This is a genomic window from Mycolicibacterium chlorophenolicum, assembly GCF_001044235.1.
GTDB classification, from domain to species: Bacteria; Actinomycetota; Actinomycetes; order Mycobacteriales; family Mycobacteriaceae; genus Mycobacterium; species Mycobacterium chlorophenolicum.
In genome coordinates, this window is sequence record NZ_JYNL01000064.1 from 282530 (window position 1) to 298297 (window position 15768).

The following is a 15768-nucleotide window of genomic DNA, read 5'->3' on the forward strand; positions in this document are numbered from 1 at the left end:
AGCCGCACACCGAGATGGCCGCGACTCTATGTTGTTGCGGCGCTGTTGATCGTGTCGATCATCGCCGTTACGGCGTGCGGAATCCAGGGCTCACCTGTCGCGCGGCCCACATGGCAGCCTCGGCAAGAAATGCTCCTGTCTTCGACGATGGCTGTCCAGCCAGTGCCGGGGTGGCGACGCTCTGTGGCGGACCTCGGAGTGGCCGATGCTGTTGCCCAGCAGACGGGATCACTTCGCTTCGGTGAAGGTCCAGATCCTCTGTGGTCTGAGCCCTTCATCGGAAGTGTCCAGGACAGAGCATATTTCATGATCACCACGACAACCGGCGAGCGGCGGTGGTGGCTTGCCGGACTCGGGGCGCAGGATGGCCGTCCTCTCTTCGCGCCGCTCGCGCTCCCGGCGGCGTTCCCGCCCAAGTGTTTCCTCAACGGCCCAGACCGGGTGCTGTGCATCGCCTCCGGCGAACCGGACGCAGCGTGGGTGGTAGATGCCAAGACAGGAAGCGTGCTCTACCAGGGACCGACCGATCTCAGCTTGAACCCGGGCCATCTCGGAGTCGAGCAGGTCGGCGACTACGCAGTCGCCGGCAAGATGGACGAGGGTATCTACGGGATCGGAGACACGGCCAACACGACGTGGTTCGTCCCGGGAGACGGTCGCGTCGGAAACGGTATCGGATGGACGAACGTCGCACCCCAGGTTCTTGCCACCCAGGTGACTGGCGGCCGGGGGTCCGACCGAATGGTGGTGTTTTCCCTCCACGACGGCAAGGTTCTCGACTATGGATTGAGTGACGACCTGATGCCGATGTCGGCTGTCGTCTACCCGGGCGGATTCGCCGTGGAGGTCGCGCCCAAGTCTCCCGCACCGACTCCAAGCGCGCTGTGGTTTTTCGACACCAGCGGTAAGCGACTCGGGCAGTCCGTGGCCTCCGGCTCGCTGGACACGCTGACGCGAGATCTTCCCATCACATACTCAGCCCGACGAGCCACCGTCTACAGCAACGAGGGATATCCGCTCGCCCGCATCACGGGGTTCGACCCGGGCTGGGGAGTTCTGCTGCTGGGAACACGATTGTTCGTCAATCAGTCGAAGTCGCAATCCGGTGATCAGTGGCAGGAGTACGACCTCGACACCGGCGAGAAAGGTCAGATCTGCGAGACCAACCTTTCCGGCCTCGTCGGAAGTGACGGCAGGACAGCTGTTTTCGATTCCGGCACCCCCGCCATCGGACGGAAGACACGCGGAGTCGACATCGCCACGTGCACCGAGCGGTGGTCCCACACGTCTGCCGTCGGATCCTTCCGCGATGTCTGGCGGGCCGGCACCACCCTCGTCCAACTGTCCGACGACGGGACCGAACTGACGTCACTCGTCGCGCCCTGACGCGTCACCGTCAGTAGGCGCGACCCCGGCGCGCTCGGGCGGCCCGCGGATGCCGTACCATTCACTTGAGAGTTCGTTCAATCCATCAATCCGCTAGGTTCACCATGTCCGACCGCTTCCCCACCGGCGAGCAGCGCCCGCTCTACGAGACCAAAGCCAACCTCTTCAAGGCGCTGGCCCATCCCGCCCGCATCCGTGTGCTCGAGATCCTCTCGGCCAACGGTCGGCCCACCCCGGTGAGCGAGATCCTCGCCCAGGCCGACATCGAGCCCACCCTGCTGTCCCAGCACCTCGCGGTTCTCAAACGCCACCACGTGGTCACGGGACAACGCGTCGGCAACGCGGTGATCTACGAGTTGGCCCACCCCAAGATCGCCGAACTGCTGGTGATCGCCCGTACCTTCCTCGCCGATACCCTTGGCGGACAACGCCATCAGCTCGACGCACTCGACTCGTTGCCGCCACTCGGCGAACCCCGATGATCGCCCGCCTGCTCCCGGGTCGCGGCGACTACGCGGACCTGCCACGCTCATGGCGGCGCGACATCCTGGCCGGCATCACCGTGGGTGTCGTCGCCCTCCCGCTCGCGCTGGCGTTCGGGATCAGCTCCGGGGTCGGCGCGGCCGCGGGACTCATCACCGCCGTCGTCGCCGGACTCGTCGCCGCCGTGTTCGGCGGATCGAACGTCCAGGTGTCGGGTCCGACCGGCGCGATGGCCGTCGTGCTGGCGCCGATCGTCGTCGCCCACGGCCTCGGCAGCGTCGCCCTGGTCACCGTGCTGGCCGGACTGCTGGTCCTCGCCGCCGGAGTCACGGGCCTGGGACGTGCGGTGACGTTCATCCCGTGGCCGGTGATCGAGGGATTCACCCTCGGCATCGCCAGCATCATCTTCCTGCAGCAGGTTCCCGCGGCGTTCGGCGCCACCGGCACGGCCGGCGAACGCACGCTGACCACCGCGTGGCACGTCGTCTCCCACGTCGACTGGAGCCACGCGGCGCGAACGCTGGGCGTCGTGGCGTTCGTCGCCCTCCTGATGACGGCCCTGCCGCGGCTGCACCGCGGTGTTCCCGCATCGCTCGCGGCGGTCGTCGCCGCGACGGTGCTCGTCGTCGCATTGGGACTACCGGTGGCCACCATCGGAGAACTCCCCTCCCAGCTGCCCGCCCCGGTGCTCCCCCACGCCGACGTCGGCGCCCTGCGCGATCTCGTGGGCGCAGCGCTGGCCATCGCCGCGCTGGCGGCCATCGAGTCACTGCTGTCCGCGCGGGTCGCCGCGACGATGTCACCCACGGGTCCGTACGACCCCGACCGCGAGCTGGTCGGGCAGGGGCTGGCGTCGGTGGCCTCGGGCCTTTTCGGCGGGATGCCCGCGACCGGAGCGATCGCCCGCACCGCGGTGAACGTCAGGTCGGGCGCCCGCACCCGCGTGTCGGCGATCGTGCACTCGGTGGTGCTGCTGGGCGTCGTCTACCTGGCCACCGGGCCGGTGTCGGCGATCCCGCTGGCCGCGCTGGCCGGCGTGCTGATGGTCACCTCGTTTCGGATGATCTCCGCGTCGACGATACGAAAGATCCTGTGCTCCACACGATCTGATGCCCTGACGTTCATTCTGACCGCGGCGGTCACCGTCTGCTTCGATCTGATCGACGCGGTCGAGATCGGCATCGTCGTCGCCGCGTTCTTCGCTCTCCGCAGCGTGGCGCGGCGCAGCAGCGTGGTGCGCGAGGACCTGCCCGGCGCGGCTGAGCCCGGGGACGACGAGATCGCGCTGCTGCGACTGGACGGGGCGATGTTCTTCGGCGTGGCCGACCGCATCTCGACGGCGATCGTCGACGCCGACCACCCTCATACGTCGGTGGTCATCATCCGGATGTCGCAACTGGGCATGCTCGACGCCACGGGCGCGAACACGCTGGCCCAGATCTGCTCCGAGCTGGAATCCCGCGGCATCACGGTCATCATCAAGGGGGTGCGGGAGGAACACTCGGCGCTGCTGGAGAACGTCGGTGTCTTCGAATCACTGCGCCACGAACGCCATCTCGTGGACACGCTCGACGAGGCGGTCGAACACGCCCGCACCCATGTGAGCAGCCGGCCGCACTGAGTCCCTAACGCGTCCAGCCCGGGTCCCGGCCGGTGAGCGCGACGACCCGGTCCAGCAGCGGCGCCTCGTCGGCGACCGGCACCGGCGCGTCGAACAACCCCTCGACCGGCGGCCCCTCGGCGAACGTCGTGACGTGCGGCAGCACCGCCTCCAGGACGGTGTCGTCGACGGAGTACGGCTGCCCCGTCGCCCGGGCCAGATCCCATCCGTGGACGACCACCTCGGTCAGCGCGATCAGCCCGCCGACGTCCGCGGGGAAGTCGACGCCACCCGCACGGGACATGCCCTCCCATGCCGACGGTTCACGCCACGCGGCGGCCATCGCCTGAAGCCGATCGGGGTAGGCGGCGCGCCAATCCGTCTCGAGATCCTCGCTGACCTCCGGCGGGTTGTCGGTCAGCTCGCCGTACTGCTTGTCCGCCGCCGCGGTGAAGGCCGCCGCCAGGCCGCCGAGGTGCGACACCAGGGCCGCCACGCTCATGTCGGCGCAGGGGGTTCGCCCCGGCAGGTGCTCGTCGCCGACGTTGTGCAGAAGGTCGGCGGTGCCCGCACACGCCGAGGTCATGTCGATCATGTCCGTACCGACCGGTCGACGGCCGCGAAGTCATCGTTCTAGAGTCGAAGAAGTGAGATTCGCATTCAAGACTTCGCCGCAGAACACCACCTGGTCCGACATGCTGGCCGTCTGGAAGGCCGCCGACGACATCGACGTCTTCGAGTCCGGCTGGACCTTCGACCACTTCTATCCGATCTTCTCCGACTCGACCGGCCCCTGCCTGGAGGGGTGGGTGACGCTCACCGCGCTAGCGCAGGCCACCACCCGGCTGCGGGTCGGGGTGCTCGTCACCGGTATCCACTACCGGCACCCCGCCGTCCTCGCGAACATGGCCTCGGCGCTGGACATCGTCTCCGACGGCCGACTGGAACTGGGTATCGGCGCCGGCTGGAACGAAGAGGAATCCGGCGCTTACGGCATCGAGCTCGGCAGCATCAAGGAGCGCTTCGACCGCTTCGAGGAGGCGTGCCAGGTTCTCAAGGGGCTGCTCTCGCAGGAGACCACCACCTTCGACGGCCACTACTACCAGCTCAAGGACGCGCGCAACGAGCCGAAGGGCCCGCAGCAGCCCCATCCGCCGATCTGCATCGGCGGGAACGGCGAGAAGCGCACGCTGCGGATCACCGCCCAGTACGCCGATCACTGGAACTTCGTCGGCGGCACCCCCGAGGAGTTCGCCCGCAAGCGCGACGTGCTCGCCCGGCACTGCGCCGACGTGGGTCGCGACCCCAAGGAGATCCTGCTGTCGGCGCACGTCCGCCTCGGCGAGGACCGCAACTACCGCCGCGTCATCGAGGACTGCATCGCGCTGGGCGCCGAGGGCCTCGATCTCGCGATCATCTACCTGCCGCCGCCCTACGATCCCGCGGTGCTCGAGCCGCTGGCCGAGACCATCCGCGATTCGGGGCTGCTCAGCAAAGACCGTTGACGGTCACGGAATGATAACGGCCGGCAAAAGTAGGCTCCAACAGCGTCCGGAGATCGCCTACGGGAGCGACAAAATTCGCTAGTAGCCGTATCGCACGAGTTCGTCGGCGGTGATCAGCCGTTCCGCCTTGGCGGGAAAAGTGCGGCTCTTGACGGGGTGGCGGAACAATGACCAGGCCATTCGCCCCATCCGCGTCCGGGTAATCGGGTTGATGTACACGGTGAAACTCCTGCGGTATGTCAATAGCTGAACCGGGGAGCCACCTTACCGCAGCGCCCTCACCGAGTCATTAGATACCTGACTGCTGGCAAACAGTTGGAGGCACGCCGAATAAAAATATGCTGTTTCTGGTGTGACTGGAGTGACGTGTGTTAACGCGCCGAAACCGTGCTGCGACCGTCTCGTGCACCGAGCGTGCCGTCACGGTTGTGAAATCGATGCGATCGCAACCGCCTGTGCACGCTCGGTGATCGAGCGTCGAAAATGCCTAGCGCTGAGGGACGGCCGTCGGCTTGATCGGCGCCGGCAGCGCCGTGTGCCCCATCAGGTACTTGTCGACCGCCGACGCGGCCGCGCGGCCCTCGGCGATCGCCCAGACGATCAGCGACTGCCCGCGCCCCATGTCGCCGGCGACGTACACGCCGGGCACCGAGGTGGCGAACACCGAGTCACGCCCGACGTTGCCGCGCTCGTTGATCTCGACACCGAGGTCGGTCAGCAGACCTTCCCGTTCAGGGCCGGTGAAGCCCATCGCGAGCAGTACCAGGTCGGCGTCCATGTCGAAGTCGGTGCCCTCGACCTTCTCGAACTTGCCGGCCTTCATCTCGACCTCGTAGCCGCGCAGCCCCGTCACGCGGCCGTCCTCGCCGTAGAACTCCTCGGTGTTCACCGAGTAGACCCGATCGCCACCCTCCTCGTGCGCGGAGGTCACGCGGTACATCAGCGGGTACGTCGGCCACGGGGTGGAATCGGCACGGGTCTCCGGCGGGCGCGGCATGATCTCGAACTGGTGCACGTGCTCGGCACCCTGACGGTGCGCGGTGCCCAGACAGTCGGCGCCGGTGTCACCGCCGCCGATGATGATGACCTTCTTGCCCTTGGCCGTGATCGGCGGCTGGCCGTCGTCGTCGACGACCGGGTCGCCGAGCTGGACGCGGTTGGCCCACGGCAGGTACTCCATCGCCTGGTGGATGCCCGCCAGGTCGCGGCCGGGGATCGGCAGGTCACGACGGGCGGTGGCGCCCCCGGCCAGCACGACGGCATCGAACTCGGAGCGCAGCTGCGCGGCCGTGATGTCGACCCCGACGTTGACGCCGGTGCGGAACTGCGTGCCCTCGGCCCGCATCTGCTCCAGGCGCCGGTCGATGTGGCGCTTCTCCATCTTGAACTCGGGGATGCCGTAGCGCAGCAGCCCGCCGATGCGGTCGTCGCGCTCGAACACCGTGACGTCGTGGCCGGCCCGGGTGAGCTGTTGAGCCGCAGCCAGTCCCGCGGGTCCCGATCCGACGACGGCCACCTTCTTGCCCGTCAGCCGGTCCGGAGGCAGCGGCACGACCCAGCCTTCGGCGAAGGCCCTGTCGATGATCTCGACCTCGACCTGCTTGATGGTCACGGGATCCTGGTTGATGCCCAGCACACACGACCCCTCGCACGGCGCCGGGCACAGCCGCCCGGTGAACTCCGGGAAGTTGTTGGTCGCGTGCAACCGCTCGATGGCGTCGCGCCAGCGGTCGGTGCGAACCAGGTCGTTCCACTCCGGGATCAGGTTGCCCAACGGGCAGCCGTTGTGGCAGAACGGGATTCCGCAGTCCATGCAGCGCGAGGCCTGGATCTGCAGATGATCCTCGGGGAACTCCTCGTAGACCTCTTTCCAGTCCCGCAACCGCAGGTCGACGGGCCGCCGCGGCGGGGTCTCGCGGTGGGTGTACTTCATGAAGCCGCGCGGATCAGCCACTTGCGGCCGCCATGATCGCCTCGTTCACATCGTCTCCGTTGCGTTCGGCATCGGCGATGGCCTGCAACACACGCTTGTAGTCGCGCGGCATCACCTTGGTGAAGTGACCGAGCTGGGTGCCCCAGTCGGCCAGGATCCGTTGCGCCACCGCAGAATCGGTGGCGTCGACGTGCGCGGTGATCATGCCGCGCAGGAACTCGACGTCGTCGTCGTCGAGGCTCTCGAGCGCGACCATCTCTGCGTTGAGGTTGTCGGGCAGCGCGCCGTCGGGGTCGTACACGTAGCCGATGCCGCCAGACATGCCCGCGGCGAAGTTACGCCCGGTGGGGCCGAGGATGACCACCCGGCCGCCGGTCATGTACTCGCACCCGTGGTCGCCGACGCCCTCGACGACGGCGTGGGCGCCGGAGTTACGGACCGCGAACCGCTCGCCGACCTGACCGCGCAGGAACAGCTCGCCGCTGGTCGCGCCGAACAGCACGACGTTGCCGGCGATGATGTTGTCCTCGGCGACGTAGTCGGCCGGCGCACCGTCCGGCGGGCGCACCACGATGCGTCCACCCGACAGGCCCTTGCCTACATAGTCGTTGGCGTCGCCGTAGACGCGCAGCGTGATCCCCTTGGGCACGAACGCGCCGAAGCTGTTGCCGGCCGAGCCCTCGAAGGTGATGTCGATCGTTCCGTCCGGGAGACCCTGGCCACCATAGGCTTTGGTGACCTCGTGGCCGAGCATCGTGCCCACGGTGCGGTTCACGTTGGCGATCTTCGTCGAGAAACGCACCGGGGAGCCGGAATCGAGCGCCTCGCGGCACTGCACGATCAGCTGCTGGTCGAGTGCCTTGTCCAGACCGTGGTCCTGACGGGAACTGCAGTACAGGTCCTGGTTCATGAACGCCGAGTCCGGCTCGTGCAGCACCGGCGCGAGGTCCAGCTTGTGGGCCTTCCAGTGCTCGGCGGCCCGCGCGGTGTCGAGCGCGCCCACCTGGCCCACCATCTCGTTGACGGTGCGGAAGCCCAACTGCGCCATCAGTTCGCGGACTTCCTCGGCGATGAACAGGAAGAAGTTCTCCACGAACTCCGGCTTGCCGTTGAAGCGCTGGCGCAGCACGGGGTTCTGGGTGGCCACGCCGACGGGGCAGGTGTCGAGGTGGCAGACGCGCATCATGATGCAGCCCGACACCACCAGCGGTGCGGTGGCGAACCCGAACTCCTCGGCGCCGAGCAGCGCGGCGACGACGACGTCGCGGCCCGTCTTGAGCTGTCCGTCGACCTGCACCACGATGCGGTCGCGAAGTCCGTTGAGCAGCAACGTCTGCTGGGTCTCGGCCAGGCCGAGCTCCCACGGCGCGCCCGCGTGCTTCATCGACGTCAGCGGGGTGGCGCCGGTGCCGCCGTCGTGCCCGGAGATCAGCACGACGTCGGCGTGCGCCTTGGACACACCGGCCGCGACCGTTCCCACGCCGTTCTCGGAGACCAGCTTCACGTGCACCCGTGCCTGCGGGTTGGCGTTCTTCAGGTCGTGGATCAGCTGCGCGAGATCCTCGATCGAGTAGATGTCGTGGTGCGGCGGCGGGGAGATCAGCCCGACGCCGGGCGTGGAGTGCCGCACCTCGGCCACCCACGGGTACACCTTGTGCCCCGGGAGTTGGCCGCCCTCACCGGGTTTGGCGCCCTGGGCCATCTTGATCTGGATGTCGGTGCAGTTGGTCAGGTAGTGGCTGGTGACGCCGAACCGGCCGGAGGCGACCTGCTTGATCGCGCTGCGCCGCCAGTCGCCGTTCTCATCGCGGTCGAAACGGGAGACCGCCTCGCCGCCCTCACCCGAATTCGACCGTCCGCCAAGGCGGTTCATCGCGATCGCCAGCGTCTCGTGCGCCTCGGCGGAGATCGAGCCGTAGCTCATCGCGCCGGTGGAGAACCGCTTGACGATCTCGGTGGCCGGTTCGACCTCGTCGATCGGCACCGGCGGGCGCTCGCCCTCACGGAACTTGAGCAGCCCACGCAGCGAGGCCATCCGCTCGCTCTGGTCGTCGACCAGCTTCGTGTACTCCTTGAACACCTCGTACTGACCGGTGCGGGTGGAGTGCTGCAGCTTGAACACGGTGTCGGGGTTGAAGAGGTGGTATTCGCCCTCGCGACGCCACTGGTACTCACCGCCGACCTCGAGTTCGCGGTGCGCCCACTCGTCGGGACGGTCGAGGTAGGCCAGCGTGTGGCGGGCCGAGACGTCGGCGGCGATGTCGTCGAGATCGATACCGCCGACCGGACAGGACAGCCCGGTGAAGTACTCGTCGAGCAGCTTCTGGCTGATGCCGATGGCCTGGAACAGTTGCGCGCCGGTGTAGGACGCCAGCGTGGAGATGCCCATCTTCGACATCACCTTGAGCACGCCCTTGCCGGCGGCCTTGACGTAGTTGGCCTTGGCCTGGTCACTGCTGATGCCGGTGATGACGCCGCGGTCGACCATGTCCTCGATCGACTCGAAGGCCATGTACGGGTTGATCGCGGCGGCGCCGAAGCCGACCAGGCACGCCATGTGGTGCACCTCGCGGGCGTCACCGGCCTCCACGACGAGACCGACCTTGGTGCGGGTCCGGTCGCGGACCAGATGGTGGTGCACCGCGGCGACGGACAGCAGCGACGGGATCGGCGCCATCTGCTCGTTGGACTCGCGGTCGGAGAGCACGATGATGCGGGCGCCGTCGCGGATGGCGGCCGAGACCTTGGCGCGCACGTTGTCCAGAGCTTCCTTGAGGCCCTGGCCGCCGCGGTTGACCGGGTAGAGGCAGCGGATCACCGCGGCCCGCATGCCGTGCTTGTGGCCGCGGATCTCGTGGTCGGGGTCGACGCAGATCAGCTTCGACAGCTCCGCGTTGCGCAGGATCGGCTGCGAGAGCGCGATCTGCCGACAGGACTCGGCGTCGGGGTTGAGCAGGTCGCCCTCCGGGCCGACGGTGCCGGCCAGGCTGGTGACAACCTCTTCCCGGATCGCGTCCAGCGGCGGGTTGGTGACCTGCGCGAACAGCTGCTGGAAGTAGTCGTAGAGCACCCGGGGCCGCGACGAGAGCACGGCGATCGGGGTGTCGGTGCCCATCGAGCCCAGCGCCTCGGCGCCGGTGCGCGCCATCGGGGCGACCAGCAGGTTGAGCTCCTCGTAGGTGTAGCCGAAGATCTGCTGCCGCAGCACGACGCGGTGGTGCGGCATCCGCACGTAGTCACCGGGCGGCAGTTCCTCGAGCTGGAACAGCCCGGCGTCGAGCCACTCCTGGTAGGGATGCTCGGCGGCCAGCTCAGCCTTGATCTCCTCATCGGAGACGATCCGGCCCTGCGCGGTGTCGACCAGGAACATCCGGCCGGGCTGCAGCCGCATCTTCTGCACGACCTTGGCCGGGTCGACGTCGAGGACGCCGGCCTCCGAGGCCATCACGACCAGTCCGTCGCTGGTGACCCAGATGCGGGACGGGCGCAGCCCGTTGCGGTCCAGGACCGCGCCGATGACGGTGCCGTCGGTGAAGCACACCGACGCCGGGCCGTCCCAGGGCTCCATCAGGGATGCGTGGTACTGGTAAAACGCCCGGCGCGCCGGGTCCATCGACTCGTGCCGCTCCCAGGCCTCCGGGATCATCATCAGCACGGCGTGCGGCAGGCTGCGGCCGCCGAGGTGGAGCAGCTCGAGCACCTCGTCGAAGCGGGCGGTGTCCGAGGCTCCGGGGGTGCACACCGGCACGATCTTGTCGAGATCCTGACCCGATCCGAACACGTCGGTGTTGATCAGCGCCTCGCGGGCGCGCATCCAGTTCTCGTTGCCGGTGACGGTGTTGATCTCACCGTTGTGGGCCACCCGGCGGAACGGGTGGGCCAGCGGCCAGGACGGGAAGGTGTTCGTGGAGAACCGGGAGTGCACGATACCGAGCGCGCTGGTGAGCCGCTGGTCCTGCAGGTCGAGGTAGAACGCCTTGAGCTGCGGCGTGGTCAGCATGCCCTTGTAGACGAACGTCTGACCGGAAAGGCTTGGGAAGTACACCGTCTCGCGACCGGGGCCGTCCTGACCGGGACCCTTGGTGCCGAGTTCGTGTTCGGCGCGCTTGCGCACGACGTAGGCGCGCCGCTCGAGGTCCATGCCGGAGGCGCCGGCGAGGAAGACCTGCCGGAACGTGGGCATCGCGTCGCGGGCCAGAGCGCCCAGCGAGGATTCGTCGGTGGGCACCTCGCGCCAACCGAGCACCCGCAGACCTTCGGCTTCGGCGATCTTGCCGACCGACTCGCACGCCGTCGCGGCGTCCTTCGAGGACTGCGGCAGGAAGGCGATGCCGGTGGCGTAGCTACCCGGTTCGGGAAGGTCGAAGTCCACGACCGCGCGGAAGTACTCGTCCGGCACCTGGAGCAGGATGCCTGCACCATCGCCGGTGTTCGGCTCGGCGCCCTGGGCGCCTCGGTGCTCGAGGTTGAGCAGCGCGGTGATGGCCTTCTCGACGATGTCGCGGCTGCGGCGTCCGTGCATGTCGGCCACCATCGCCACGCCGCACGCGTCGTGCTCGAACGCGGGGTTGTACAGGCCCTGTGGACTGGGCGCCATTCCCACCTACCTTATTTCTTCACAGACCTCGGCGGAGCGTTCACGAACGGCAACCGTTGACGAGAGCGTTAGCCGGGGCGGCGGCGGAGGGACCTTCGTGCAGCACTGAACGACGGCCCTTTTTCCACGCGCCACAAGTGGTGAAAACGATATGACAAAGGTGCCCTGACATGCCAACTTAGTGCGCCCTAAGCCAGTTCGCCGGACGAATGGGGTGTCGGCGCGGGGCGCCGTCAGATCACAGTCGAATAACGTTGCCGTGGGCGGTCTTTCACCCCGGCAACAACTCCGGGGGCCGGATGAGAGGCAGATCACAGACAGACCACACCTCGAGTAGGAATTTGCTACCGACCGGATAAATGGCCGTGTAGTGCGCCAAAGGACCGTCCGGCATTTGCAGAAAGCCTCGCCGGATTCTTAGAATTCCCCTGCCGCCCGCTGAGAGCGGCCATGTCGGCGCCGAGCAAACCGCAGCGTCGGAGGCGCCGGTGATCCGTCGGCGGTATGTGTGCCCGATAGCGTTGATGCACAGCTCTTTTGGTGCTCGCGGAGCGAGCCGGCCCGGATCGGTGTCTCTCGTGCGCATACCCCCGAGGGGTACCGACGCGGGACGGAGCAGTCAGGCTGCTGGAGTGCCCCATCCGTTGAACACCCCGCTGGGCCGCTTCGGTATCGACACCACCCACGAAGGCGCGGACCGCTGTGTGGCGTCGATCCCGGTGGCCGGTCTGACCAACCCGTGCACCGGTGAGGCCACTGTCGCCCCGCTGGCCATGCTGGTCGACCACATCGGCGGCGTCGTCAACCATCTGCGCCGCGGCACCGGGGAGTGGACGGTGTCCAGCGAGCTGGCCGTGGAGTTCGCCCCCGGCGCCGCGGAGGCCATCGCGGCCGCACCCGATGTGCCGGTGGTCGGTGTCGCGCGCCCCTTCGGGCAGAAGAGCGGCACCGCTCTCGCGCTCTGCGACCTCAGCGTGCAGGACGTCGTCGTGGCCACCGCGACGGTGCGCTCGTTCTACATCGCCGCCCCCGCGGATCTCGTCACCTGGCCCGACGCCGCGTCGGGATCACGGCCCGGCAATCGGCTGGCCGACCTGATGGCCGTCGAGATCGCTGAAACAGGCAGTGCTGGAAGCGCTTTGACGCAGAACGACGATCCCGTGCTGAACAATGCGGTGGGCGCGGTGCACGGCGGGGTGTCGTCGACGGGGCTCGAGCTGGTCGGGGCCGCGGCGCTACACCGGGCCGCGGGCGCCGCATTCCACACGGCGTCGCTGCGGGTGAACTTCCTGCGCCCGTTCCACGGCGGCGGGGAGGCCCACTACGCCGCCAGGGCATTGCACGCCGGCCGCGGCAGCGGCGTGGCCGAGGCGACGGCGGTGGGCGCCGACGGCCGGACCGCGCTGCTGGCGCGGCTGACCGGTTACCGCTGACCTGCGGTGGAGCCGCCGTTGCGCTAACGCATCAGTTCGGACACGCCGACCCCGATGCGCACCGCGGGGTGTCACCGTGGAGCCCACCACCGAGCGGAAGGGGGCCACGATGCGTCCACCGACGATGCTGCACCGGCTCGCAGCGGAATTCATCGGAACGTTCTGGCTGGTGTTCGGCGGGTGTGGCAGTGCCGTCTTCGCCGCGAAGTTCCTGTCCGACGACGGCGTCTCCCTGGGGATCGGCTTCGTCGGCGTCGCGCTCGCGTTCGGGTTGACGGTCCTCACCGGGGTCTATGCGTTCGGCACGATCTCCGGCGGTCACTTCAACCCGGCGGTGACGCTGGGCGCGGCGCTGGCCAAACGGGTGGAGTGGAAGGCGTTGCCCGGTTACTGGATCACGCAGGTGGTCGCCGGACTGGTCGCCGGCGCGGCGATCTATGCGATCGCCCGCGGCCGCGAGGGCTTCTCAGCGACGGGCAACATGGCGGCCAACGGGTACGGCGCCCACTCGCCCGGCGGCTACTCGCTGGTGGCGGTGCTGATCGCCGAAGTCCTGCTGACCTTCGTGTTCCTCTTGGTCATCCTCGGCTCGACCGACGATCGCGCACCCAAGGGTTTCGCGGGGCTGTCGATCGGGTTGACGCTGACGCTGATCCACCTGATCTCGATCCCGATCTCCAACACCTCGGTGAACCCGGCCCGCTCCACCGGCGTCGCCTTCTTCAACGCCGACGGCGCTCCGGCGCAACTGTGGGTGTTCTGGGTGGCGCCGTTGATCGGTGCGGCGATCGCGGGCGTCGCCTACCCGTATCTGTTCGGCACCGCCGAGGAACTCGCCGAACGCCCTGTGCGTGACGACGCGCTCCCCGGCGGAACCCCCGAGCACTGACGACGCGGCGTCAGGAGTTCTTCTTGGCCTTACTGGCCGCGCTCTTCTCGGTGCTGGCGCCCTCGTTGGCGAGCTGACCGCCCGCGTTCTCCAGGTGCGCCCGGACGAACCACTGGAACTTCTCCAGTTCGCCCGCGTGCCCGATCAGCATGTCCTCGGTGACGGGGTCGAGCTCTCCGGACCTCTCGATGCTCTTGCGGGTGTCCTCGATGACGCCGACGTAGACGAGATCCAGTGCGGCCAGGTGCGCCTGGACCGTGTCGCGGCCGACGGAGTAGTCGTCCCAGGTGCGGTCTTTCTGGATCGCGCCGGGGGTGCCCTGCGGTGACGCGCCGAGGGCCGCGATGCGCTCGGCGACCTCGTCGGCGTACCCGCGCACCAGCTCCACCTGCGGATCGATCATCTCGTGCACGCCGATAAAGTTGGGCCCCACCACATTCCAATGCACGTGCTTGAGGGTGAGGTGCAGATCGTTGTAGCGGCTCAGCGCCTTCTGCAGGAGTTCGGCCACCTCGGCGCCCTGCTTGTCGGACAGTCCGGGCACGGTGAATGCACTCATGTTTGGCTCCTTCGCGTTGTTCCCGCGAGGTGTACCCGTGCCGTCGGCGCGATAATCCCCTTTGGCGGACGTCACATTTCGGCCAGATTCGGGATCGCGGCGCGCGGCCCGAACCGCGGATTCACCGCCAGGCCACTGGCTTCCAGCAACCGGACCGCCCGGTGCCGGTGCGGCGCCAGCGGCGCCAGCAGCGCCACCATCTCGTCGTCGTCGATGGGGTGACCGAGCAGGCTCCAGCCCACCATCGTCGACAGGTGGTAATCCCCCACCGACAGCGCGTCGGCGTCGCCGAACGCGCGCTGCGCGACCTCCGCGGCCGTCCACACCCCGACACCTGGCAGCGTCATCAGCGCCGCCCGGGCCGCCTCGGGAGACCGGCGCACCAGACGTTCGAGCGCGTCGGCCCGCTGCGCACACCCGACGATGGTGCGGGCCCGGCCCGGGTCCACGTTGGCCAGGTGGAACTCCCACGACGGCACACGCCGCCACGCCTCGGCCGTCGGGGGCACCCGCATGTGCGCCGGAGCCGGCCCCGGCGCGGGCGCGCCGTACTTGCCGACCAGCCGGCGCCAGGCGCGGCGGGCGTCCTTGCCGTACACCCGTTGCTCGAGGACGGCCGGTACCAGCGCCTCCAGCACGCGCCCGGTACGGCCGAGCCGCAGGTGCGGCACCCGCTGATGGGCGCGCGCGATCGTCGGTTCCTGCGGGTCGAACCCGGCGGTGTCGTCGTCGGCGCCGAGCAGGGCGGGCAGGGTGTCGGTGAACTCGGCGGCGCCGGGACCCCAGGCTTCGCAGCTGACGGTGTCGACGGCGTCCCGGGTGAGGCGGGCGGTGACGGGACCGCTCGCGAGCAGGCTGGTGCGCCAGATCGCGCCGTCGGGGGCGTCGTGATGGCAGGGGTCGGCGCGGCCCCGGCGCAGCGGCGCGAGCGTCAGCCCCGGGCTCGCCGGGCCGGCGAACACGACGCTGGCCGCACTGTGCACGCGCACAGCCTAGGGCTGCACCCGGACATCGGCCTTGTCCGGATAGAACGCCACGTGGCCGGCGATGGCGGCCACCGCGGGATAGGGCTGCTCGTAGGTCCAGACCGCGTCGGTGACCGTGCCGCCGCCGGTGGTGCGCAGGTGGTAGTAGGCGGCGTCGCCCTTGAACGGGCAGTAGGTCGCGGTGTCGCTGCGGACCAGCCGGTCCGGCACGACGTCCGCGATCGGGATGTACTGCACGGCCGGGTAACTCCCCTCCTGCAGCGTCAGCGCGGCGTCGGTCTCGGCGACGACGTCACCGTCGACCAGGACGACGACGTGTCGGCCGGTGGGCTCGACGGTGATCGGATGGGTGCTGGACGGCTGGAGCACAGGTCGGTCGGTCATACCCACCATTGAA

General features: G+C 68.6%; 13 protein-coding genes. 6 read left to right on the forward strand and 7 right to left on the reverse strand.

Going from position 1 to position 15768, the window contains the following annotated elements:
• Positions 1-129: 129 nt before the first annotated feature.
• From MCHLDSM_RS23655 to MCHLDSM_RS23665, 3 genes are all read left to right on the forward strand, one after another.
• Entirely contained in the window at positions 130-1386 is a 1257-nt protein-coding gene (locus MCHLDSM_RS23655) for a 9-bladed beta-propeller domain-containing protein (protein ID WP_131722687.1), read from the forward strand.
• 104 nt (positions 1387-1490) lie between these two features.
• Positions 1491-1868, forward strand: coding sequence for an ArsR/SmtB family transcription factor (locus MCHLDSM_RS23660; RefSeq protein WP_048472259.1), 378 nt, complete (start codon positions 1491-1493; stop codon positions 1866-1868).
• Positions 1865-3490, forward strand: a complete 1626-nt coding sequence (locus tag MCHLDSM_RS23665) for a SulP family inorganic anion transporter (protein WP_048472260.1) — start codon at positions 1865-1867, stop codon at positions 3488-3490. The genes MCHLDSM_RS23660 and MCHLDSM_RS23665 overlap by 4 nt, the downstream gene beginning before the upstream one ends.
• Before the next feature lie 4 nt (positions 3491-3494).
• Here the strand turns inward: MCHLDSM_RS23665 and MCHLDSM_RS23670 are convergent, their stop codons facing one another.
• Positions 3495-4064 carry a TIGR03086 family metal-binding protein gene (locus tag MCHLDSM_RS23670; RefSeq protein WP_048472261.1) on the reverse strand — a complete coding sequence of 190 codons (570 nt, stop codon included), beginning with the start codon at positions 4062-4064 and terminating at the stop codon, positions 3495-3497.
• Between the two features lie 52 nt (positions 4065-4116).
• Here MCHLDSM_RS23670 and MCHLDSM_RS23675 point away from each other — a divergent pair, with 52 nt between their 5' ends.
• Positions 4117-4974 carry an LLM class F420-dependent oxidoreductase gene (locus tag MCHLDSM_RS23675; protein ID WP_048472262.1) on the forward strand — a complete coding sequence of 286 codons (858 nt, stop codon included), beginning with the start codon at positions 4117-4119 and terminating at the stop codon, positions 4972-4974.
• Positions 4975-5052: 78 nt separating this feature from the next.
• Here MCHLDSM_RS23675 and MCHLDSM_RS38590 read toward each other — a convergent pair whose 3' ends face one another.
• The 3 genes from MCHLDSM_RS38590 to gltB form a co-directional block, all read right to left on the reverse strand.
• The gene (locus tag MCHLDSM_RS38590) at positions 5053-5193 is read right to left on the reverse strand and encodes a hypothetical protein (RefSeq protein ID WP_168439946.1); all 141 of its coding nucleotides are present in this window, start codon (positions 5191-5193) and stop codon (positions 5053-5055) included.
• A 268-nt stretch (positions 5194-5461) separates the two neighbouring features.
• Positions 5462-6928 (reverse strand): glutamate synthase subunit beta, encoded by a 1467-nt coding sequence (locus tag MCHLDSM_RS23680; protein ID WP_048472263.1) that lies wholly within the window; start codon positions 6926-6928, stop codon positions 5462-5464.
• Positions 6921-11504 carry a glutamate synthase large subunit gene (gene gltB / locus MCHLDSM_RS23685; protein WP_048472264.1) on the reverse strand — a complete coding sequence of 1528 codons (4584 nt, stop codon included), beginning with the start codon at positions 11502-11504 and terminating at the stop codon, positions 6921-6923. The genes MCHLDSM_RS23680 and gltB overlap by 8 nt, the downstream gene beginning before the upstream one ends.
• A 632-nt stretch (positions 11505-12136) precedes the next feature.
• On the opposite strand from gltB, the gene MCHLDSM_RS23690 reads away from it, so the two are divergent.
• Complete coding sequence (locus tag MCHLDSM_RS23690; RefSeq protein ID WP_048472265.1) at positions 12137-12937, forward strand: PaaI family thioesterase; 801 nt, start codon at positions 12137-12139, stop codon at positions 12935-12937.
• A 109-nt stretch (positions 12938-13046) separates the two neighbouring features.
• Positions 13047-13826, forward strand: a complete 780-nt coding sequence (gene aqpZ, locus MCHLDSM_RS23695; RefSeq protein WP_048472912.1) for an aquaporin Z — start codon at positions 13047-13049, stop codon at positions 13824-13826.
• Between the two features lie 10 nt (positions 13827-13836).
• Here aqpZ and MCHLDSM_RS23700 read toward each other — a convergent pair whose 3' ends face one another.
• The 3 genes from MCHLDSM_RS23700 to MCHLDSM_RS23710 all read right to left on the reverse strand — a co-directional run bounded on the left by MCHLDSM_RS23700 (position 13837) and on the right by MCHLDSM_RS23710 (position 15755).
• Positions 13837-14385, reverse strand: a complete 549-nt coding sequence (locus MCHLDSM_RS23700; RefSeq protein ID WP_048472266.1) for a Dps family protein — start codon at positions 14383-14385, stop codon at positions 13837-13839.
• A 71-nt stretch (positions 14386-14456) separates the two neighbouring features.
• Positions 14457-15368: a DNA-3-methyladenine glycosylase family protein gene (locus MCHLDSM_RS23705; protein ID WP_048472913.1), complete on the reverse strand. Its 912-nt coding sequence runs from the start codon at positions 15366-15368 to the stop codon at positions 14457-14459.
• Between the two features lie 9 nt (positions 15369-15377).
• Positions 15378-15755, reverse strand: coding sequence for a DUF427 domain-containing protein (locus MCHLDSM_RS23710; protein WP_048472914.1), 378 nt, complete (start codon positions 15753-15755; stop codon positions 15378-15380).
• Positions 15756-15768: the final 13 nt, after the last annotated feature.